This is a genomic window from Pseudomonas sp. P1.31, assembly GCF_001269815.1.
Classification (GTDB): domain Bacteria; phylum Pseudomonadota; class Gammaproteobacteria; order Pseudomonadales; family Pseudomonadaceae; genus Aquipseudomonas; species Aquipseudomonas rustica.
On the sequence record NZ_LHVN01000017.1, the window covers coordinates 38,471 to 59,602 of the forward strand.

The window sequence follows — 21,132 nt, forward strand, 5'->3', positions numbered from 1 at the left end:
AGCCCGCTCCCACAGGGGAATGCATTCCAAATGTGGGAGCGGGCTTGCTCGCGAAGAGCCCATTTCAAACACCAAAAATCTTAGGCCTGCCCCGGTACATTCGGCCAAAGATCCGACACCAGAAACAACCGCTCCGCCTCTTCCCAATCGCCCCGCGCATTCTCGGTCAGGCGCACCAGCAATTGCGCCGGCGCCATCGGTTCCAGTTCCTCCAGCCACGCCTGCAAATGCACTTCGCTCCAGGTTTGATCCGCCGGGTAATGCGCCGGCGCCAGCCACGCGTGACGGGGCAGGGGCTGCCAGCGACCGGCAGGGCGTTGCGCGACGAACGCTGGCCAATCCTTTTGATGCAACCAACTGCCGCGCAGATGCTGCGGGTGCGCGCCGCTTGGCGACTCAGCCTGGCCGGGCCACGGATACAGCAGATAGCCGCCCAGCCACAGCTGCGCGCTGAACGACTCGATATCCAGCGCCGCCAAGGCCTCGCGGCTTTCCGGTCGTGCGGAAATCGGCAGTTGATGACCGGCCAGATGCGCCAGTTTGCGATCCAGCCGATCATGACAACCCGGCCCCAACCATTGCGCGGAATCACGCCCATCGCCCTGTTGCGGGCCGAGGTAAAGCTTGATCGCCAGCTCCAAGTGATGCACGCCATCACGGTCACGCAGCAGCATGTCCAGTTCGCCAAGCGTATGACCTTCGCGGCGGATCGGCAGGTTGGCGGCAATCAGCTCGATCCCCGGCGCCTGCGCCACGGCAAATTGCCACAGCCGTTCGTAATACAGGCCCAGACGCCGCGTGCGCGCCTGCGATAACCAATGCAGCAAACCGTAGCTGTCGCGGTCGAGTTGGCGCAGCCAATGTTCGAGGCGATGCGGGTCATCCACCCAGTGGCTGCCGGCCAGCGGGTGACGTTGCGGCCACGGCGTGGTGGCGAGCATCGGCGGGGCGAGGATCACCCACGCCAGATCCCGCACTTCCGGATGGCGCAATTGGTGAGGCAACTGGAGCAGGTCGGGAAATAGGATCATCTTGCGAGCATAGCCGTAAACACGAGCGCGCCCTTGAGGCTGAAAGGATTTTGTCTATCTGGCGCTTTCGCCCATAATCCTGTTTTTCGCGTTTTCGATTGTCCGCAGAGGTCCCATGGAGCAATTTCGTAATATCGGCATCATCGGTCGCCTGGGCAGTTCCCAGGTGCTGGATACCGTCCGCCGACTGAAACGGTTTCTGCTCGATCGTCACCTGCATGTGATCCTCGAAGACACCATCGCTGAAGTGCTGCCGGGCCACGGCCTGCAAACCTCGTCGCGCAAGATGCTCGGCGAAGTCTGCGACATGGTCATCGTCGTCGGCGGTGACGGCAGCCTGCTCGGCGCCGCGCGTGCGCTGGCCAAACACAATATTCCGGTGCTGGGCATCAACCGTGGCAGCCTCGGCTTCCTTACCGATATTCGCCCGGATGAACTGGAAGTCGAAGTCGCCAAAGTGCTCGACGGCCACTATCTGGTGGAAAACCGCTTCCTGCTGCAAGCCGAAGTGCGCCGTCACGCCGAGGCCATTGGCCAGGGCGACGCGCTCAACGACGTGGTGCTGCACCCCGGCAAATCGACGCGGATGATCGAGTTCGAGCTGTACATCGACGGCCAGTTCGTTTGCAGCCAGAAGGCTGACGGCCTGATCGTCGCGACGCCGACCGGTTCCACGGCTTACGCGCTGTCCGCCGGTGGCCCGATCATGCATCCCAAGCTCGATGCCATTGTGATCGTGCCGATGTACCCCCATATGTTGTCGAGCCGGCCAATTGTGGTCGATGGCAACAGTGAGCTGAAAATCGTCGTGTCGAAAAACATGCAGATTTACCCGCAAGTCTCCTGCGACGGGCAGAACCACTTCACCTGCGCGCCGGGCGACACCATCACCGTCAGCAAGAAAGCACAGAAGCTGCGCCTGATTCATCCGCTCGACCACAACTACTATGAAGTCTGCCGCACCAAGCTCGGCTGGGGCAGCAAGTTGGGTGGTGGAGGCGACTGATGCTCGATCCCGCGCGCAGTTATGACCTGATTGGTGACGTGCACGGATGCGCCCTGACCCTCGAACACTTGCTTGACCGACTCGGTTATCACAAGCAAGGCGGGGTCTGGCGGCATCCATCGCGCATGGCCGTGTTCGTTGGCGACATCATCGACCGTGGCCCGCGCATTCGCGAGGCGCTGCACATCGTCCACGACATGGTCGAGGCCGGGCAGGCCTTGTGCATCATGGGTAACCACGAATTCAACGCACTCGGCTGGAGCACCCCGGCGCCACCGGGCAGCGGAAAGCAGTTCGTCCGCGAGCACACCAAGCGCCATGCGCGCCTTCTCCACGAAACCCTGACGCAGTTCGAAGGCCATCCCGGCGACTGGCACGATTTCCAGCGTTGGTTCTATGAGCTGCCGCTGTTTGTCGACGCCGGACGTTTCCGCGTCGTGCATGCCTGTTGGGATGCCGGCCTGATCGAACCGCTGCGCGCGCTGTTCCCTAATGGCTGCATCGACGAGCATTTCCTCCAGGCCTCGGCCGTACCGGATAGCTTCGCCTGCACCGTGTTCGACCGTTTGCTGCGTGGCACCGACATGCGCCTGCCCGATGGTTTGACCATGACCAGCGGCGACGGTCTGGTGCGTTCGTTCTTCCGCACCAAGTTCTGGGAAGACGACCCGAAAACCTACGGCGACATCGTCTTCCAGCCCGATGCCTTGCCGGAACCGGTGGCGCAAACGCCGCTGACCTCCACTGAAAAGAATTCCCTGCTGCGCTACGGCGTCGACGAGCCGTTGCTGTTCGTCGGCCACTACTGGCGCAGCGGCAAACCGGCGCCGATCCGGCCGAACCTCGCGTGTCTTGATTACAGCGCCGTGCTCTACGGCAAACTCGTTGCTTATCGCCTGGATCAGGAAACCTTCCTCGATCCAAATAAATTTGTCTGGGTCGATGTTGAGCGGCCGGAGGTGCTGCAATGAGTTCGGTAGCGGTATTACGTCTGCCTTTAGGCGTGGATCTGAGCGGTTTCGTCAAACTGCTGCAACGCATGCAAGTGCCGCATCGCGTCAGTGAAGAGGCGGGCGAGCAAGTGTTGTGGGCGCCGTCGGAAATCAGCGAAGACGTGCGCTCGCTGTACGAACGCTTCCCGGCCGGCGATCCCGATCAGCAACTGGACATTCCCGTCGCGCCGACCGTCAAACGCCCAAGCTTCGCCGAACAACTGAAATACGCCAAGGCCACCGGCTTCATTCTGCTGCTGTGCCTGATCGTCGGCGGCCTGACTTACCTCGGTGAAAACCTGCAAACCCTGCGCTGGCTGACCTTCCTCGACTTCCAGGTGGTCGGCGAATACATCCATTTCACGCCGTTGGCCGACAGTCTGGCAGCGGGGCAGTGGTGGCGTCTGGTCACGCCGATGCTGATCCACTTCGGCATCCTGCACCTGGCCATGAACGGCATGTGGTACTGGGAGCTGGGCCGGCGCATCGAGTCGCGGCAGGGCAGCATCAACCTGATCGGCCTGACGCTGCTGTTCAGCCTGGTCTCTAACTATGCGCAATACATCTGGAGCGGCCCGACGCTGTTCGGCGGCCTCTCTGGCGTGCTGTACGGTTTGCTCGGGCATTGCTGGATCTTCCAGCTGCTGGCGCCGAACCCGGCTTATCGCCTGCCGCGCGGCGTGTTGGTGATGATGCTGGTGTGGTTGCTGGTGTGCATGTCCGGGGTGATCTCGGTCATCGGTTTCGGCGAAATCGCCAACGCCGCCCACGTCGGCGGGTTACTCATCGGATGCTTCACCGGTTTGTTGGGTGGTTTGTATAACCGCCGTAAACTGGCCGCCTGAATTTTTTTGTAGATAAAGAGCACGGAGACCCTGATGTCCTCTTTTAACGACATGATCAACAACATCACCCCGGACATCTACGAGAGCCTGAAACTGGCCGTGGAAATCGGCAAATGGTCGGACGGTGGCAAGCTCACCGCCGAGCAGCGCGAGCTGTCGTTGCAGGCGATGATCGCCTGGGAAATCCAGAACCTGCCTGAAGATCAGCGCACCGGTTACATGGGCCCGCAAGAATGTGCATCGAAGTCGATCGAAGTGCCGAACATCCTGTTCAAGTCGGATGCTATCCATTGATCGAGATTGGCCGCGGTGCAATCAGCAAAATGTCGGCGCGCCTCGACGGGCCGAACGTGCAATACGCGTTTCGTCTGGATGACGTCGAGGTGCCGGTCAATCCCATGATCGGCACCACGGTGCGTCTGGAGTACCTGGGGGCGATCCACTGCACCCATTGCGGGCGCAAGACCAAAACCAGTTTCAGTCAGGGCTATTGCTACCCGTGCATGACCAAACTGGCGCAATGCGACCTGTGCATCATGAGCCCGGAGCGTTGCCACTATGACGCCGGCACCTGCCGCGATCCAGCGTGGGGCGAGCAGTTCTGCATGACCGATCACGTTGTGTATTTGTCCAATTCGTCGGGCATCAAGGTGGGCATCACCCGTGCAACGCAACTGCCAACGCGCTGGATCGATCAGGGCGCGTGTCAGGCGTTGCCGATCATGCGCGTGTCGACGCGGCAGCAGTCGGGCTTCGTGGAAGACCTGTTTCGCAGTCAGGTGGCGGACAAAACCAATTGGCGCGCGTTGCTCAAGGGCGATGCGGCAACGGTGGATCTGGCGCAGGTGCGCGATCAGCTGTTTGAAAGCTGCGCCGAAGGCCTGCAAGGTTTGCAAGAGCGATTCGGCCTACAAGCTATTCAGACGATTGCCGATGTAGAACCTCTCGAAATCCGCTATCCGGTCGAGCAATACCCGGCCAAAATCGTCAGCTTCAACCTGGACAAGAACCCGATTGCCGAAGGCACGTTGTTGGGCATCAAAGGCCAGTACCTGATCTTCGATACCGGCGTGATCAATATTCGCAAGTACACGGCTTATCAGCTCGCCGTGCATCAATAAGGACTCCAGCATGCGCACCGAACAACCGAAGATGATTTACCTCAAGGACTATCAGGCGCCCGAGTACCTGATCGACGAAACACACCTGACCTTCGAGTTGTTCGAGGATCACAGCCTGGTGCACGCGCAGTTGGTCATGCGCCGCAACCCGGCGCGTGGCCCGGGCCTGCCGCCGCTGGTGCTCGACGGCCAGCAACTGGAACTGCTCTCGGTGACCCTGGCCGATAAAGAGCTTGATGCCGCTGATTATCAATTGTCCGAGAACCACCTGACCCTGCAGCCGACCGCCGAAACCTTCACGGTCGACACCAGCGTCAAGATCCACCCGGAAACCAACACCGCACTGGAAGGCCTGTACAAGTCCGGCACGATGTTCTGCACCCAGTGCGAGGCCGAGGGTTTCCGCAAGATCACTTATTACCTCGACCGCCCGGACGTGATGAGCAAGTTCACCACCACCGTGGTCGCCGAACAGCACAGCTATCCGGTGCTGCTCTCCAACGGCAACCCGATTGCCTCGGGCCCGGGCGAAGACGGCCGGCACTGGGCGACGTGGGAAGACCCGTTCATGAAACCGGCGTACCTGTTCGCGCTGGTGGCCGGTGATTTGTGGTGCGTTGAAGACACCTTCACCACCATGACCGATCGCACCGTCGCGCTGCGTATTTACGTCGAGCCGGAAAATATCGACAAGTGCCAGCACGCGATGAACAGCCTGAAGAAGTCGATGCGCTGGGACGAAGAGGTCTACGGTCGCGAGTACGATCTGGACATCTTCATGATCGTCGCCGTCAACGATTTCAACATGGGCGCGATGGAGAACAAGGGCCTTAACATCTTCAACTCCAGCGCCGTGCTCGCTCGCGCCGAAACCGCGACCGATGCTGCGCATCAGCGCGTTGAAGCGATCGTCGCTCACGAATACTTCCACAACTGGTCGGGCAACCGCGTGACCTGCCGCGACTGGTTCCAGTTGTCGCTGAAAGAAGGCTTCACCGTATTCCGCGATTCCGGCTTCTCCGCCGACATGAACTCGGCCACGGTCAAACGTATTCAGGACGTCGCGTATCTGCGAACCCACCAGTTTGCCGAAGATGCCGGCCCGATGGCTCACGCCGTGCGTCCGGACAGCTTCATCGAGATCTCCAACTTCTACACCCTGACCGTGTACGAAAAGGGCTCGGAAGTGGTCGGCATGATCCACACCTTGCTCGGCGCCGAAGGCTTCCGTAAGGGCAGTGATCTGTACTTCGATCGCCATGACGGCCAAGCCGTGACCTGCGACGACTTCATCAAAGCGATGGAAGATGCCAACGGCGTCGACCTGACTCAGTTCAAGCGCTGGTACAGCCAGGCCGGCACGCCGCGTCTGGCGGTGAGCGAGTCGTACGACGCCGCCGCGAAAACCTACAGCCTGACCTTCCGCCAGAGCTGCCCGGAAACCCCGGACAAAGTTGAAAAACTGCCGTTCGTGATTCCGGTCGAACTCGGCCTGCTCGACAGCAAAGGTAACGAAATTGCCCTGCGTCTGAGCGGCGAAGCATCGGCGCAAGGCACCACTCGCGTGATCTCGGTGACCGAAGCTGAACAGACTTTCACCTTCGTCGACATCGCTGAACAGCCGCTGCCATCGCTGCTGCGCGGTTTCTCGGCGCCGGTGAAACTGAGCTTCCCGTACAACCGCGATCAACTGATGTTCCTGATGCAGCACGACAGCGACGGTTTCAACCGCTGGGATGCCGGTCAGCAACTGTCGGTGCAAGTGCTGCAAGAACTGATTGGCCAACAGCAGAAGGGCGAAAGCCTCAAGCTCGACCCGCGTCTGGTGTCGGCGCTGCGTACCGTGCTGTCGGACGAATCGCTGGATCAGGCAATGGTCGCCGAAATGCTTTCGCTGCCGGGTGAGGCTTACCTCACTGAAATCAGCGAAGTGGCCGACGTCGATGCGATCCATATCGCCCGTGAGTTCGCGCGCAAGCAATTGGCCGAAGGCTTGTTCGAGGCGCTGTGGCTGCGTTATCAGGCCAACCGCGACCTGTCGAAGAAGACTCCGTACGTGGCCGAAGCCGAGCATTTTGCCCGTCGCGCGCTGCAGAACATTGCCCTGTCTTATCTGATGCTCAGCGGCAAGCCGGAAGTGTTGGCGGCGGCGCTGGAGCAGTTTGAAAACGCCGACAACATGACCGAGCGCCTGACTGCGCTGGCGGTGTTGGTCAACTCGCCGTTCGAAGAGCAGAAAGCGCTGGCGCTGGCGAGTTTTGCCGAGCACTTCAAGGACAACCCGCTGGTTATGGATCAGTGGTTCAGCGTGCAGGCCGGCAGCACCTTGCCGGGCGGTCTGGAGCGTGTGAAGGCGTTGATGCAGCATCCGGCGTTCAACATCAAAAACCCGAACAAAGTGCGTGCGCTGGTCGGCGCGTTCGCCGGGCAGAACCTGATCAACTTCCATGCGGCGGATGGCTCGGGTTATCGCTTCCTCGCGGATCTGGTGATTGAGCTGAACGGCTTCAACCCGCAGATCGCTTCTCGCCAATTGGCACCGCTGACGCGCTGGCGCAAATACGACGATGCGCGCCAGGCGTTGATGAAGGGCGAGCTGGAGCGGATTCGGGCGTCGGGGCAGTTGTCGAGTGATGTGTATGAAGTTGTAAGCAAAAGCCTGGCTTGAAATTTGTGGTGGGGCTTGCCCTCACCCTAGCCCTCTCCCAGGGGGAGAGGGGACTGACCGGGTTGGATGGTGGAGTTACGCCGACCTGAAAGTCCTGAGTCGAACTCAGGATCTGAAAGTCCAGAGCCGAACTCAGGATCTGAAAGGCCCCCAATCAGCTCCCTTTCCCCCCTCTACCCCTTGGGGGAGAGGGCTGGGGTGAGGGGGTAGGATTTCAGCACCGCCACAACGCCCAAACCATACACACAAAAAAACGCCGCATTAAAAAATGCGGCGTTTTCATTTCCCGAAAAATTACTTCAGATCAAACCGATCCAGATTCGTCACCTTCGTCCAGGCAGCGACGAAGTCCTTAACAAACTGCTCCTTCGCATCCGAACTGGCATACACCTCAGCCAATGCCCGCAACTGCGCATTGGAACCAAACACCAGATCAACCCTTGTCGCCGTCCACTTCACGTCGCCACTTTTGCGGTCACGCCCCTCAAACTCATCCGCATCCCGCGATGTCGGCTTCCACTCCACGCCCATGTCCAGCAGGTTGGTGAAGAAGTCATTGGTCAGCGCTTCAGTCTGGCTGGTGAAGACGCCATGACGGCTCTGCCCAACGTTGGTGTTCAACACCCGCAAACCACCCAGCAACACGGTCATTTCCGGCGCGGTCAACGTCAGCAGTTGCGCCTTGTCGATCAACAGCGCCTCCGCCGATACCGTGTATTTGCCCTTGCTGTAGTTGCGGAAACCATCGGCAATCGGCTCAAGGAAACCAAACGACTCGACGTCGGTTTGCTCCTGCGTGGCATCGGTACGCCCCGGATGGAACGGCACGCTGACCGAATGACCAGCGTTTTTCGCCGCTTGTTCGATGCCCGCGTTGCCTGCCAGCACGATCAAATCCGCCAGCGAGACTTGCTTGCCGGCTGCGCCGCCATTGAACTGGTTTTGAATCCCTTCAAGGGTACTCAGCACTTTATCCAGTTGCTCAGGCTGGTTGGCCTGCCAGGACTTTTGCGGTGCCAGACGCAGACGGCCACCGTTGGCGCCACCGCGTTTGTCCGAACCACGGAACGTCGAGAGTGCCGCCCAAGCCGTCGAGACCAGTTGCGAAACCGATAGGCCCGACTCCAGGATTTTGCTTTTCAGTGCTGCGGCGTCGCTGTCGTCGATCAGCGGGTGCGTGACGTCTGGAATCGGATCCTGCCAAAGCAGTTCTTCGCTCGGCAGTTCCGGACCTAGGTAGCGCGACAGCGGGCCCATGTCGCGGTGGATCAGTTTGTACCAGGCGCGGGCGAAGGCGTCGGCCAGTTGCTCAGGATTGGCGAGGAAGCGCCGGGAGATCTGCTCGTAGGCCGGATCGAAACGCAGCGCCAGGTCAGACGTCAGCATGGTCGGCGAAAGTTTTTTGCTCGGGTCATGGGCATGTGGAACCGTGCCGGCACCGGCGCCGTTTTTCGGGATCCACTGATGCGCACCGGCGGGGCTTTTACTCAGCTCCCACTCGAAGCCGAACAGGTTTTCCAGATAGTTGTTGCTCCACTTGGTCGGCGTGGTCGTCCAGGTCACTTCGAGGCCGCTGGTGATGGTGTCGGCACCTTTGCCGGTGCCGAAAGCGTTGCGCCAACCGAGGCCTTGTTCTTCCAATCCAGCCGCTTCCGGTTCCGGCCCGACATTGTCGGCAGGCCCGGCGCCGTGGGTTTTACCGAAAGCGTGACCGCCGGCGATCAACGCCACGGTTTCTTCGTCGTTCATGGCCATGCGGCCGAAGGTTTCGCGGATATCGTGGGCGGAGGCGACGGGATCGGGATTGCCTTCAGGGCCTTCCGGGTTCACGTAGATCAAACCCATCTGCACGGCGGCGAGAGGGTTTTCCAGATTGCGTTCGCCCTGATCGGTACGGCTTTCTTCTTTACCGTGCAAATCCGGCTCTGCCACCAGTGTGCCGTCACCGGGCTCCTGCATCGGTGCGTTGTCTTTGCCATAGCGACTGTCGCCGCCGAGCCATTCGTGTTCCGAACCCCAGTAAACGTCCTCGTCCGGTTCCCAGACATCGGCGCGGCCACCGGAATAGCCGAAAGTTTTGAAGCCCATCGATTCCAGCGCGACGTTACCAGTGAGGACAATCAGATCCGCCCAGGAAATATTGCGGCCGTATTTCTGTTTGATCGGCCATAGCAAGCGGCGGGCCTTGTCGAGGCTGACGTTGTCCGGCCAACTGTTGAGCGGGGCAAAACGCTGTTGACCCGAGCCAGCGCCACCACGGCCATCCGCGGTTCGATAGGTGCCGGCGCTGTGCCAGGCCATGCGCACGAAGAGCGGGCCGTAATGACCGAAGTCTGCCGGCCACCAGTCCTGGGAGTCGGTCATCAGCGCGGTGAGGTCTTGTTTCAGGGCTTGAAAATCGAGGCTTTTGAAGGCGCTGGCGTAGTCGAAGTCCTTGCCCAACGGATCGGACTTGGGCGAGTGCTGACTCAGAATTTTCAGGTTGAGTTGATTCGGCCACCAGTCACGGTTCGTCGTACCACCACCGGCGGCGTGGTTGAACGGGCATTTCGATTCGTTTGCCATGTTCGAGTCCTTATCAGGTCTGCTACGGCCGGCTCGTGCCGACTTCGGACTAGTAAGGCTAGACCCGACTGGGCAAGTCAGCTAATAGGCCGACTGATGGACACTGATAGGCAAAGTCTTTTATTGCCCTGCACATGTAGGAGCTGCCGAAGGCTGCGATCTTTTGATCTTTCCTCTAAAAGATCAGGATCAAAAGATCGCAGCCTTCGGCAGCTCCTACATTGGCATTGAGGCGAAAAATATTCAGGTGGATTGGGCGGTGTCGTCCTCTGGCACTTCGTCCAGGAGGTCTTCCTGGCCCGGCAGTTCAGTAATCACGCTGAAATCCGTGACCTCAACCGCGCCTTCCCCATACCCCAGCAGATGAAAAGAAAACGCCTTTCGCTGCTGCGGGTTATCAAAGCTGAAATCCATCTCCAGCGGTTGATCCGCCGTGGCGACCATTTCCGTCGGCAGACCCAACTGCACGTCTTTCTCGAATTCCTTGGCCTTGAGCTGAATAAACGCCGTTTGCTGCGGATCAACCGCACGCACCGTCAGGCGTACGCGGGTGTAAGAGCCTTTGGGCATTTCCAGGTATTGCGCGCCGATCAGGTTGTCGGCCCAGTCGTCCTTGATTTGCGCCTGTAGCGGGATGACGTTGGTGCTGCCGAACTGATAGCGCTGATTGAGTGGAGTGCGCAGCAGTGACAGGTCGAGTGCGTTGGCGCGGGCGGCGATCTGGCGGGCAGGCTGGCCGCTGTAGTTGCCTTTGTAGGTGGCGCTTTCGGCGATGAATCCGGCGCTTTCGTAATAGCGGCAGCGGCGTGGCATGTCGCATTCGGAGAAGATGCCTTGGCCATTGTGGTAACGCAGTTTGCCGTTGGTGAAGGACATGATTTCGCGACCGGAATCGTAGTCGCGGAACAGCGAACGACCGCTGAGTGCCGTGGGTACCGGCAGGTCGAAATAGTCGAGGATCGACGTGCTCAGATCAACGTGGCCATAAACCCCTTTGTTCAGCCTTGGCAGTTGCGATTGCTCGGGCGCGAGGGTGAGATTGAATCCCCAAGAGGAGGCCAGGCGTACACCGTCGATGCCATGGGATTCATCCGAAGTAATCACTACCAGCGTGTCTTTCAACACGCCTTGGCGTTCGAGACCGCTGAGGAACTGCTCCAGCGCGTCATCGAGATAACCAACGGCGGCTTGTTTGGGCGTTTCATAACGCTCCAGATATTCCTCCGGGGCGGAGTAGGGCTGGTGCGTGCCAACGGTCAGTAGCGTGAGCATCCATGGCTGTTTCTGCTTCTTTAGTTTACCGACATAGTCCAGCGCACCCTCGAAGAAGGCCTTGTCATCCTTGCCCCAAGGGAATTCCAGGTAGTTGCTGTTGGTGAACCATTCCAGACCATGGGTCGCATCGAAACCGATGTGCGGCATGATTTTGTCTTTGGCCATGAAGCGCAACCCGGCGCCTTGCAGGTAGTGCGTACTGAAACCGTGCTGGCGCAGTTGCGCCGGCAGACAGGCCTGATTGCGTTCATGCAGGGTAAGCATTTCCACGCCTTTGGGCGTGCCGTTGTTGAGTTTGTCGTAATCGCCGCAGAGCATCGCGTACAGGCCGCGAATGGTCTGGTGCGTGTGCAGCACGTAATCCGGAGTGTTCATGCCGCGCTCGGCCCAGCGGCTGAGGTTGGGCATCAGGTCTTCCTGATAATGGCTGCCAATGGCTTCGCGGTTAGCGCGGAGGTAGGCGCCGGGAATGCCTTCCAGCGCGATGATCAGCACGTTGCGCGCCTGGCCCGGCGCGGCCAGCAATTTGTGGCCATTGAGGTCGACGTCGGTGAGCCCGGCCATCGCCGGCGCGGGTTCTTCAATATCGCCGTCGAGCCATTCTTCGGCTTGAATCTGCAGATCGGCGACTTCGCTGGCGAGCAGTTGGTGTGGCAGGTTGTACAGCCGCCACGGATCAGCTTCGTTCGGCCACAGGTTCTGCGCGCCCCAATGCGCGGCGAACAACACCAGTGGCACGCTCCACACCGCGCGGGGCAGGGCTGGGCGAGTGACGCCGCGCCCGAGATACCGGGTCAGCAGCCAGACCATCAGCGCCAACAGCAAAACAACGCCCACCGCCGGATGCGCCAATCCGCCGCCGGTGGAGTTTTCGACAAATTGCGGATCGATCAGGTAATGAATGTCGGAAGGTGTCGGCAGGCGGCCGACTGCGCTCACCAGTTCAGCAGTCGCCACCGCCAGCAGGCCCCAAAACAACAGCACCGGCAGCGCCAGCCACCAGGCGCGGCGGTGCAGCAAAACCACCAGCGAACTGCCAATGGCCAGATCTGACAGATACCCCAGCGGTGACGACCAGCCCAATACCGCGCGCAGGCACACCGGCACGATCAGCACCAGAATGATCAACGAGACGAGGCGGGCATGCGGATGCCGCAAACGGTGAAAAAGAGCGCTCACAAAAAAAAGACCTTACCGTCATTAAAACGTCAAAAAAGTGTGGGCGATGATACCAAGGGTGGGCGGACTGATGGCCCTTTTAAACGCTTGGCTGATCTGGTTTGGGCAGGTGCTGAATGGCTTGAAACCCAGAGCGGCTCTAGAGTTGCCCAACAATCGTCGATATTTCTATCGGCGTGTTTATTGTTTCAGCCTGTTTAATAACTCCAGAACCCAATCAAATCCCCTGTGGGAAAGGGGCAACCTTGCGCTGCCCCTTTTTTCGTTACGCTACGACTTCTTCGCGCTTCACCACCAACGTCAAAATGTCATAACTGGCCACCAGTTCACCAAGCTGGTTGGTGACTTCCACATCCCACGCCACCACGCCTTGCGGAATGCCTTGCGGGCTTTTCTTGCCTTGGTCGATCTTGCGTTTGCAGGTCAGGCGCGCCTGAATGGTGTCGCCGATACCGACCGGGTTGATGAAACGCAAAGTGTCGAGGCCGTAGTTGGCCAGCACCGGGCCGGGCGCAGCGGAGACGAACAGGCCAGCGGCCGCCGACAGCACGAAATAGCCGTGGGCGATGCGTTTGCCGAACTGCGATTCCTTGGCGGCGATGTCGTCGAAGTGCATGTAGAAGTGGTCACCGGACAGACAGCCGAAGTTGACCAGATCCGCTTCGGTGACAGTGCGGCGGTGAGTCAGCAGCGACTCGCCGATCTGCAGATCCTGGAAGTGTCGACGGAATGGATGCACTTCGGTCTCGATGACTTTTGCGCCGCGCACGTGTTCACCGGTGACGGCAGCGAGCATGGTCGGCGAGCCCTGCACGGCGGCGCGTTGTAGGTAATGTTTTACTGCACGCAAGCCACCCAACTCTTCACCACCACCAGCGCGACCCGGGCCGCCGTGTTTCAGTTGTGGCAGTGGCGAACCATGGCCGGTGGATTCGGCCGCGGATTCGCGATCCAGTACCAACAAACGGCCGTGCCAGGCCGCGGCAACCGGAATGGCTTTGGCGGCGATTTTCGGATCTTTGGTGACGAGGCTGGCAACCAGACTGCCCTTGCCGCGCGCGGCCAGCACCAGCGCTTCATCGAGATCGTCGTAGGCCATCAGTGTGCTGACCGGGCCGAAGGCTTCGATGTCATGCGCGCCACCTTCGGCGTGCGGATCACGGGCCAGCAACAGCGTTGGAGCGAAGAATGCGCCTTGGCTGACGTTTGCGCCGCGCGGTTCGAAACCGTCCTCAGCGCCGAACAGTTGATCGCAGCTTTGCAGCAAGCTTTGCAAGCGTTCGCCGACGTCCTTCTGCTGATCATGGGAAGCCAATGCGCCCATGCGCACGCCTTCCACGGATGGATCGCCGACGACGACTTTCGCCAAACGATCGCGCAGACGTGTGGCGACGGCGTCGATGTGTTGCTTGGGCACGATGGCGCGGCGAATCGCCGTGCATTTCTGCCCGGCCTTGGTGGTCATCTCGCGGGCGACTTCTTTGATGAACAGCTCGAACTCTTCGTCGTCCGGGGTTACGTCAGGGGCGAGGATCGCGCAGTTCAGTGAGTCGGCCTCGGCGTTGAACGGCACCGAGTTGCGGATCAGGTTCGGGTTGACGCGCAGCTTGGCGGCGGTGTCGGCGGAGCCGGTGAAGGTCACCACGTCCTGGCCTTGCATGCGGTCGAGCAGGTCGCCGGTGCTGCCGATTACCAATTGCAGGCTGCCGGTCGGCAACAGGCCCGAGGCATCCATCATGCGTACCACGGCTTCGGTCAGATAACTGGTGGCGCTGGCCGGTTTGACGATGCACGGCATGCCCGCGAGGAAGCACGGCGCGAATTTTTCCAGCATGCCCCAAATCGGAAAGTTGAACGCGTTGATGTGCACCGCGACGCCGCCGCGCGGCACCAGAATGTGCGTGCCGGCAAAGGTGCCGAGTTTGCCCAAGGGCAGCGCCGGGCCTTCGTGGACGATGTTGCCCGACGGCAACTCACGCGCGCCGAGGCCGGCGTAGGTGAACAGCGTGCCGTTGCCGCCCTCGATGTCGATCCAGCTGTCGGCGCGGGTGGCGCCGCTGTGGTGCGAGAGCGCGTAAAGCTCTTCCTTGCGTTCGCTGAGGTACAGCGCCAGGGCTTTGAGGCGTTGCGCGCGTTGCTGGAAGTCGAGCTTCATCAGTTCGGTGACGCCTTGGCGGCGACCGAAGTCGATAGCTTCGGCGAAGTCCGGGCGTTCTTCATGCGTGCGCGCCAGCTCGTGGCCGTCGATGGCGCTGCGCAGGATTTGCGCGCCGTGTTGGCCGATCCAGCGGCCGGCGAGGAAGCTTTGCAGGGTAGGGGCGTGGGACATGAAATAAGCTCCTGTGCTTGAAATTAGTGTTGGCTGGCGCCGGACGCGCCGATGCCGGTCATCGAACGGATGAAATGAGTAAGCCCGCTCCCACATTGTTTTGTGTTGATGCCTGGCTCATTGAGAACCACCATCCCCTTTGGGAGTGAGCCTGCTCGCGAAAGCGGTGTGTCAGGCGACATCAATGTTGAATCTGATGACGCCTTCGCGAGCAAGCCCGCTCCCACATTGTTTTGTGCTGATGCCTGGCTCTGTGAGCACCACCGTTCCCCTGTGGGAGCGGGCTTGCTCGCGAAAGCGGTGTGTCAGGCGACATCAATGTTGAATCTGATGACGCCTTCGCGAGCAAGCCCGCTCCCACATTGTTTTGTGCTGATGCCTGACTCTGTGAACACCACCATTCCCTTGTGGGAGTGAGCCTGCTCGCGAAAGCGGTGTGTCAGGCGACATCAATGGTGAATCTGATGACGCCTTCGCGAGCAAGCTCGCTCCCACATTGTTTTGTGTTGATGCCTGGCGCTGTGAGCACCGCCATCCTCTGTGGGAGTGAGCCTGCTCGCGAAAGCGGTGTGTCAGGCGACATCAATGTTGAATCTGATGACGCCTTCGCGAGCAGGCTCACTCCTACAGGGATCGGTGTGAATCCTTTAGAACTGGTCGAAATCGAGGACGACTTTGTCGCTCACCGGGTACGCCTGGCACGACAGCACATAACCTGCCGCGACTTCGTAATCTTCCAGCGCATGGTTGCTGTCCATGTCGACTTCGCCTTCGATGACTTTGCACTTGCAGGTCGAGCACACGCCGGCCTTGCACGAATACGGCAGTTCCAGCCCCTGCGCATTGCCGGCATCGAGCAGGCTCTGGCTGTTGCGTGGCAGTTCGAACGCCACAGCGCGGCCGTCGCTGATCACGGTGATCTGGCTGACCCCGGCGTCGAGCATCTGCGCGGCCTCGCGGGCTTCGCGTTTGTGCTGGCTACCGGCAGCGGCGAACAGTTCGAAGTGGATGCGCTCGCCGCCCATGCCTTTGGCCTTGAGGCTGTCGCGCACGGTTTCGGTCATCTCTTGCGGGCCGCAGATAAACGCTGCGTCGAGGGCTTTGACGTCGAGCCAGCGGCTGAACAGTTGCTCGCATTTCTGCGCGTCGATGCGACCGTTATAGAGGTCAACATCCTGCTGTTCGCGGCTGAACACGAAGATCAGATTCAGACGTTGCAGGTAACGGTTTTTCAGGTCTTCCAGCTGTTCACGGAACAACGCACCGGAGCTGGAACGGTTGCCGTACAGCAACGTGACGCGGCTGTGCGGTTCGTTCTCCAGCGTGGTTTTGATGATCGACAGAATCGGCGTGATGCCCGAACCCGCTGCCACGGCGAGATAATTACCGTGCCGCGCCGGATCCAGATCAACATGAAAATGCCCGGCCGGAGGCATCACTTCCAGCGTGTGCCCAGCCTGCAATTGCTCATTGGCAAACGCCGAGAACCGCCCGCCGGCCACGCGTTTGATCGCAATGCGCAGTTCGCCGTCATTCACCCCGGTGCAGATCGAATACGAGCGGCGCACTTCTTCGCCGTCCATCTGCGTGCGCATCACCAGGTGCTGGCCTTGGGTGAACTGAAAACTGTCCTGCAGGTGCTGCGGAATGTCGAAGGCGATGGACACGGCGTCGCGGGTTTCGCTGCGCACGTCCTTGATGGTCAGGCTGTGAAATTTGCTCATTATTGTTCTCCCGACACGGCGCTGTGCCGTTCAGATGCACTTGAAATAGTCGAAGGGCTCGCGGCAATCGCAGCAGCGGTACAAGGCTTTACACGCGGTCGAACCGAACTCGCTGAGCACTTCGGTGTGGGCGCTGCCGCACTGCGGGCAGAGCACCGTCGGACTCTCGCCGAGCAGCGTGCGTTTGCTTGCGCTGCCGTCGGGCGGGGCGATGCCGTAAGCGCGCAGGCGTTCGCGGCCATCGGCGGTGATCCAGTCGGTCGACCACGCCGGGGTCAATTTGCGCTCCAGTTTCGGCGCATTGAATCCGGCCTGTTCCAACGCGGTGCGGATGTCATCCTCGATCACTTCGGTGGCCGGGCAACCGGAGTAGGTCGGCGTGACCACCACGTGCAGATGCCCGGCCTGCCAGTCGAGATCGCGGACGATACCCAGATCGACCACGCTGACCACCGGCACCTCCGGATCCATGACTTCGGCGAGGATCGCCCAGGCCTTGTCCAGATCACCGAGCAGCGCCGGCCGGGCGCCGCGATCGCTGGTGATCAGCTCACCAGGTTGCATCGGGGTACGCTCGGGGCAGGAACTGCATTTCTGCGAGCAAAATGCCCAAGTGTTCGCTGTGCAGACCGCGACGGGCATTCAGATAGAAGTAACTCGGCGCCGCCGGGACGGGCAGGGTGGCGCGAGTGAACACGTCGTTGACCGTGGCTTGCCATTGCGCAGCGACGCTGGCGATGTCCGGCGAAATACCGGCCGCGCACAGACGTTGTTCGCTGTCGTCTGCGGCGATCAGTTCCACGGTGAAACGCCAGACTTCCGGAATCGCCGCGAGCATGCGCCGATGGCTTTCTTCGGTGCCATCGCCCAGGCGTTCGATCCACTCGCCGGAGCGGCGCAGGTGATAGGTGACTTCCTTGACCGCTTTGGCGGCGATCCCGGCAATGCGTTCGTCGCTCGACTGGCTCAGGCCCTGCAACACCGGCAGGTGCCAGGCGTCGTAGAGGAATTGCTTGAGCATGGTCACGGCGTAGTCGCCATTCGGTTGCTCGACCAGCAGCAGATTGCGGTAGGCACGCTCGTCGCGGCGGAAGGCCAGATCATCGGCATCGCGGCCGTCATCCAGCAACTCGGCAGCGTATTCCAGCCAGTGCCGCGCCTGGCCAACGAGGTCGAGGCCGACGTTCATCAGCGCCAGTTCTTCTTCCAGCGCTGGCGCCTTGCCGCACCATTGGCACAGACGCTGGCCCTGAATCAGGGCGCTGTCACCGAGGCGCAGCAGGTATTCGATCAGATCGGTTTTATCGTTCATGGTCGACCTCACATGTGCCCGACTTCGGCCGGCAGTTCGTAGAAACTGGCGTGGCGATAAACTTTGTCGTCAGCCGGATCGAACAGCGGATCCTTTTCATCCGGCGACGAGGCGGTGATCAGCGCCGAAGGCACCACCCACAGGCTCACACCCTCGCTGCGACGGGTGTAGAGCTCGCGGGCGTTTTCGATGGCCATGGTGGTGTCGGCGGCATGCACGCTGCCGACGTGTTTGTGATTGAGGCCGTGCTTGCTGCGCACGAAAACTTCGAAAAGGGTCCATTGGGACATGTCATTCACTCCACATCAGTTCGGTTAGTGCGGCTGACAATCGATCGTTCCCACGCTCCTGCGTGGGAATGCAGCCCGTGACGCTCCGCGTCACTGGACGCAGAGCGTCCCTTGAGGCGTTCCCACGCAGAGCGTGGGAACGATCAGCAGTCGTGCCTTGGGTCAGGCGGCGTTTTTGTTGTTTTTTTTACGGGCATGAGCGACGGCGGCTTCGCGTACCCAGGCGCCGTCTTCAATGGCTTTGCGGCGGGTGGCGACGCGTTCCTGATTGCACGGGCCGTTGCCCTTGAGCACTTCGTAGAACTCGTTCCACTGGATTTCGCCGAAGTCGTAGTGGCCGCGCTCGGCGTTCCACTTCAAGTCAGGATCGGGGCAGGTGCAGCCGAGCAGTTCGAGCTGCGGGATGGTCTGGTCGATAAAGCGCTGGCGCAGTTCGTCGTTGCTCTGGCGTTTGATCTTCCAGGCCATCGATTGCGCGCTGTTCGGCGAGTGCTCATCGCTCGGGCCGAACATCATCAGCGACGGCCACCACAGGCGATTGATCGCGTCCTGCACCATGTCTTTTTGCGCCTGAGTGCCGTGACGCATCATGGTCAGGAGAATTTCGTAGCCCTGGCGCTGATGGAAACTCTCTTCCTTGCAGATGCGCACCATGGCCCGCGAGTAAGGGCCGTACGAAGTGCGCTGCAACACCACCTGATTGACGATCGCGGCGCCGTCGACCAGCCAGCCCACCGCGCCCATGTCGGCCCAGTTCAGCGTCGGGTAATTGAAGATGCTCGAATACTTGGCTTTGCCGCTGTGCAGCTTGGCGATCTCTTCATCGCGATCGGCGCCGAGGGTTTCCATCGCGCTGTAGAGGTACAGACCGTGGCCAGCCTCGTCCTGAATCTTCGCCATCAATTGCAGTTTGCGCTTGAGCGACGGTGCGCGAGTCACCCAGTTGCCTTCCGGAAGCATGCCGACGATTTCGGAGTGGGCGTGCTGGGAAATCTGCCGGATCAGCGTCTGGCGATACGCATCGGGCATCCAGTTTTTCGCTTCGATCTTGATTTCTGAATCGATTTTTTCCTGGAAGGCGCGTTCCTCTTCGGACATCTCCGCAAGGTCTTTGATGCGCTTGACGCCGGTTTCTACAAGCTGTGCGTACATTATTGTTCTCCTGCCTCAGGTTTTTCGAAGGCATGTTCGAGGGCATGGAGAACTTTATAAGTGATACGGAAATTAATATCAAACACAAAATAACGTGTCGTATGTTTTTTCTGTATCGCTTCGGATGAATGGTGAGCGTTGCCGCGCATTTGCAAAGCGGAAAAACGCGCACGGCGATGCTCGGCAGAGCATCGCCGTGGTTTTGCAGGGGGAGGGAGGGATTGCAGCGAGCAGCGAAGGCCTTGCACCTTCGCCGCTGTTATTGCTTTTAAGCTTTCACGCGTTTGTCGATCACATGGCAAGCCTTGCCTTCCGAGCGTTTGATCGAGAACGGCGGCTGCAGCAGCACCCGTGAACTGATACCGATGTAGGTCTTGATGTGCTTGCTCAGTTCCCCGCACAGGGCTTTCTGCTGTTCATCACTCAAGCCTTGATGCTCGGCCTTGAGCTCGACGTGGACATCGACGCTGTCGAGATTGCCGTTGCGATACAGGTGAATCTCGTATGACTCCGACAGCTGTTTGACTTTCAGCACCTGCTCTTCGACCTGGGTCGGGAACACGTTGACGCCGCGGATGATCAGCATGTCGTCGCTGCGGCCGGTGATCTTGTCGATACGGCGCATCGGGCGTGCGGTGCCCGGCAGCAGGCGAGTGAGGTCGCGGGTGCGGTAGCGGATCATCGGCAGGGCTTCTTTGCTCAGCGAAGTGAACACCAGTTCGCCCATCTGTCCGTCCGGCAGCACTTCGCCGGTGATCGGGTCGATGATTTCCGGGTAGAAATGGTCTTCCCAGATCGTTGGGCCGTCGCGGCTTTCCGCGCATTCCATGGCCACGCCCGGGCCCATGATTTCCGACAAGCCATAGATGTCGAGCGCAGTGATGCCCAAGCGTGCCTCGATGGCGCTGCGCAGTTCGGCAGTCCACGGCTCGGCGCCGAAGATGCCCAGGCGCAGGGCCAGTTTATGCGGGTCGATGCCCTGACGTTCGATCTCGTCGGCGATGTTGAGCATGTACGACGGCGTGACCATGATGATGTCGGGCTGGAAGTCCTTGATCAATTGCACTTGTTTTTCGGTCTGGCCGCCGGACATCGGAATCACCGTGCAACCCAAGCGTTCAGCACCGTAATGCGCGCCGAGGCCGCCGGTAAACAGGCCGTAACCGTAAGAGATGTGCACCTTGTCACCGCGGCGGCCGCCGCCCGCGCGAATCGAACGGGCAACGATGTTGGCCCAGGTGTCGATGTCGTTCTGCGTGTAACCGACGACGGTCGGTTTGCCGGTGGTGCCGCTGGACGCGTGCAGGCGCACGACGTCATGCATCGGTACGGCAAACATGCCGTAGGGGTAGTTGTCGCGCAGGTCGGATTTGGTGGTGAACGGAAACTTCGCCAGATCGTCCAGCGAGCGAATGTCGTCCGGGTGCACACCCAGCGCATCGAAGCGTTGACGGTACAGCGGCACATTGTTGTAGGCGTGGTTGAGGCTCCAGCGCAGGCGCTCGAGTTGATGCTGACGCAACTGGTCGACGCTGGCGGTTTCCAGCGGATCCAGTTCTGGGTTGAGCACGGCTTGGGCAATTGGCATGTTCATGACTTCACTCGAATTATTTTTGTGTTTCAGCCCCGGTGGCGCAGGGCTC

The 21,132-nt window shown here is 60.2% G+C and carries 16 protein-coding genes; 6 read left to right on the plus strand and 10 right to left on the minus strand.

The features are described 5' to 3' along the window. Positions 1 to 80: 80 nt before the first annotated feature. Complete coding sequence (locus AD669_RS10490; protein ID WP_053119405.1) at positions 81 to 1,031, minus strand: DUF1853 family protein; 951 nt, start codon at positions 1,029 to 1,031, stop codon at positions 81 to 83. A gap of 115 nt (positions 1,032 to 1,146) precedes the next feature. Between AD669_RS10490 and AD669_RS10495 the strand changes: the two genes are divergently transcribed. Genes AD669_RS10495 through pepN form a run of 6 tightly spaced genes read left to right on the plus strand, consistent with a single transcriptional unit; the run spans position 1,147 to position 7,663 of the window. Then, positions 1,147 to 2,037: an NAD(+) kinase gene (locus tag AD669_RS10495; protein ID WP_003224174.1), complete on the plus strand. Its 891-nt coding sequence runs from the start codon at positions 1,147 to 1,149 to the stop codon at positions 2,035 to 2,037. Next, entirely contained in the window at positions 2,037 to 3,008 is a 972-nt protein-coding gene (locus tag AD669_RS10500) for a metallophosphoesterase (RefSeq protein ID WP_053119407.1), read from the plus strand. Before AD669_RS10495 ends, AD669_RS10500 begins: the two co-directional genes overlap by 1 nt. Then, positions 3,005 to 3,874 (plus strand): rhomboid family intramembrane serine protease, encoded by an 870-nt coding sequence (locus AD669_RS10505; RefSeq protein ID WP_053119409.1) that lies wholly within the window; start codon positions 3,005 to 3,007, stop codon positions 3,872 to 3,874. Before AD669_RS10500 ends, AD669_RS10505 begins: the two co-directional genes overlap by 4 nt. A gap of 33 nt (positions 3,875 to 3,907) precedes the next feature. Next, positions 3,908 to 4,168, plus strand: coding sequence for a YeaC family protein (locus AD669_RS10510; RefSeq protein WP_007919229.1), 261 nt, complete (start codon positions 3,908 to 3,910; stop codon positions 4,166 to 4,168). Next, positions 4,165 to 4,995 carry a DUF2797 domain-containing protein gene (locus tag AD669_RS10515; protein ID WP_053119411.1) on the plus strand — a complete coding sequence of 277 codons (831 nt, stop codon included), beginning with the start codon at positions 4,165 to 4,167 and terminating at the stop codon, positions 4,993 to 4,995. Before AD669_RS10510 ends, AD669_RS10515 begins: the two co-directional genes overlap by 4 nt. Before the next feature lie 10 nt (positions 4,996 to 5,005). After that, entirely contained in the window at positions 5,006 to 7,663 is a 2,658-nt protein-coding gene (gene pepN / locus AD669_RS10520; protein WP_053119414.1) for an aminopeptidase N, read from the plus strand. A 294-nt stretch (positions 7,664 to 7,957) separates the two neighbouring features. Here pepN and katG read toward each other — a convergent pair whose 3' ends face one another. From katG to paaK, 9 genes are all read right to left on the minus strand, one after another. Beyond that, a complete protein-coding gene (gene katG / locus AD669_RS10525) occupies positions 7,958 to 10,228 on the minus strand; it encodes a catalase/peroxidase HPI (protein WP_053119416.1) in 2,271 nt (756 codons plus the stop codon). Positions 10,229 to 10,471: 243 nt separating this feature from the next. Next, positions 10,472 to 12,682 carry an LTA synthase family protein gene (locus AD669_RS10530; RefSeq protein WP_053119418.1) on the minus strand — a complete coding sequence of 737 codons (2,211 nt, stop codon included), beginning with the start codon at positions 12,680 to 12,682 and terminating at the stop codon, positions 10,472 to 10,474. Between the two features lie 265 nt (positions 12,683 to 12,947). Then, complete coding sequence (paaZ, locus tag AD669_RS10535) at positions 12,948 to 15,011, minus strand: phenylacetic acid degradation bifunctional protein PaaZ (protein WP_053119420.1); 2,064 nt, start codon at positions 15,009 to 15,011, stop codon at positions 12,948 to 12,950. 647 nt (positions 15,012 to 15,658) lie between these two features. Beyond that, entirely contained in the window at positions 15,659 to 16,735 is a 1,077-nt protein-coding gene (gene paaE, locus AD669_RS10540) for a 1,2-phenylacetyl-CoA epoxidase subunit PaaE (RefSeq protein WP_053119421.1), read from the minus strand. A 30-nt stretch (positions 16,736 to 16,765) separates the two neighbouring features. Continuing rightward, a complete protein-coding gene (gene paaD, locus AD669_RS10545) occupies positions 16,766 to 17,299 on the minus strand; it encodes a 1,2-phenylacetyl-CoA epoxidase subunit PaaD (RefSeq protein WP_053119423.1) in 534 nt (177 codons plus the stop codon). Next, complete coding sequence (gene paaC / locus AD669_RS10550) at positions 17,286 to 18,047, minus strand: 1,2-phenylacetyl-CoA epoxidase subunit PaaC (RefSeq protein ID WP_053119425.1); 762 nt, start codon at positions 18,045 to 18,047, stop codon at positions 17,286 to 17,288. Before paaC ends, paaD begins: the two co-directional genes overlap by 14 nt. A gap of 8 nt (positions 18,048 to 18,055) precedes the next feature. Further along, complete coding sequence (gene paaB, locus AD669_RS10555) at positions 18,056 to 18,337, minus strand: 1,2-phenylacetyl-CoA epoxidase subunit PaaB (RefSeq protein ID WP_008079627.1); 282 nt, start codon at positions 18,335 to 18,337, stop codon at positions 18,056 to 18,058. A 162-nt stretch (positions 18,338 to 18,499) separates the two neighbouring features. Continuing rightward, a complete protein-coding gene (paaA, locus tag AD669_RS10560) occupies positions 18,500 to 19,489 on the minus strand; it encodes a 1,2-phenylacetyl-CoA epoxidase subunit PaaA (RefSeq protein WP_053119427.1) in 990 nt (329 codons plus the stop codon). A 268-nt stretch (positions 19,490 to 19,757) separates the two neighbouring features. Then, complete coding sequence (paaK, locus tag AD669_RS10565) at positions 19,758 to 21,083, minus strand: phenylacetate--CoA ligase PaaK (protein ID WP_053119429.1); 1,326 nt, start codon at positions 21,081 to 21,083, stop codon at positions 19,758 to 19,760. Between the last annotated feature and the right edge of the window lie 49 nt (positions 21,084 to 21,132).

What these genes read in the sequence shown, in the direction of transcription:
- paaZ (WP_053119420.1), bottom strand. Translation starts at nt 15,011, where the DNA reads ATGTCCCACGCCCCTACCCTGCAAAGCTTCCTCGCCGGCCGCTGGATC.
- katG (WP_053119416.1), bottom strand. Translation starts at nt 10,228, where the DNA reads ATGGCAAACGAATCGAAATGCCCGTTCAACCACGCCGCCGGTGGTGGT.
- AD669_RS10490 (WP_053119405.1), bottom strand. Translation starts at nt 1,031, where the DNA reads ATGATCCTATTTCCCGACCTGCTCCAGTTGCCTCACCAATTGCGCCAT.
- pepN (WP_053119414.1), top strand. Translation starts at nt 5,006, where the DNA reads ATGCGCACCGAACAACCGAAGATGATTTACCTCAAGGACTATCAGGCG.
- paaB (WP_008079627.1), bottom strand. Translation starts at nt 18,337, where the DNA reads ATGTCCCAATGGACCCTTTTCGAAGTTTTCGTGCGCAGCAAGCACGGC.
- paaK (WP_053119429.1), bottom strand. Translation starts at nt 21,083, where the DNA reads ATGAACATGCCAATTGCCCAAGCCGTGCTCAACCCAGAACTGGATCCG.
- paaE (WP_053119421.1), bottom strand. Translation starts at nt 16,735, where the DNA reads ATGAGCAAATTTCACAGCCTGACCATCAAGGACGTGCGCAGCGAAACC.
- paaD (WP_053119423.1), bottom strand. Translation starts at nt 17,299, where the DNA reads ATGCAACCTGGTGAGCTGATCACCAGCGATCGCGGCGCCCGGCCGGCG.
- AD669_RS10505 (WP_053119409.1), top strand. Translation starts at nt 3,005, where the DNA reads ATGAGTTCGGTAGCGGTATTACGTCTGCCTTTAGGCGTGGATCTGAGC.
- AD669_RS10500 (WP_053119407.1), top strand. Translation starts at nt 2,037, where the DNA reads ATGCTCGATCCCGCGCGCAGTTATGACCTGATTGGTGACGTGCACGGA.
- paaC (WP_053119425.1), bottom strand. Translation starts at nt 18,047, where the DNA reads ATGAACGATAAAACCGATCTGATCGAATACCTGCTGCGCCTCGGTGAC.
- AD669_RS10495 (WP_003224174.1), top strand. Translation starts at nt 1,147, where the DNA reads ATGGAGCAATTTCGTAATATCGGCATCATCGGTCGCCTGGGCAGTTCC.
- paaA (WP_053119427.1), bottom strand. Translation starts at nt 19,489, where the DNA reads ATGTACGCACAGCTTGTAGAAACCGGCGTCAAGCGCATCAAAGACCTT.
- AD669_RS10510 (WP_007919229.1), top strand. Translation starts at nt 3,908, where the DNA reads ATGTCCTCTTTTAACGACATGATCAACAACATCACCCCGGACATCTAC.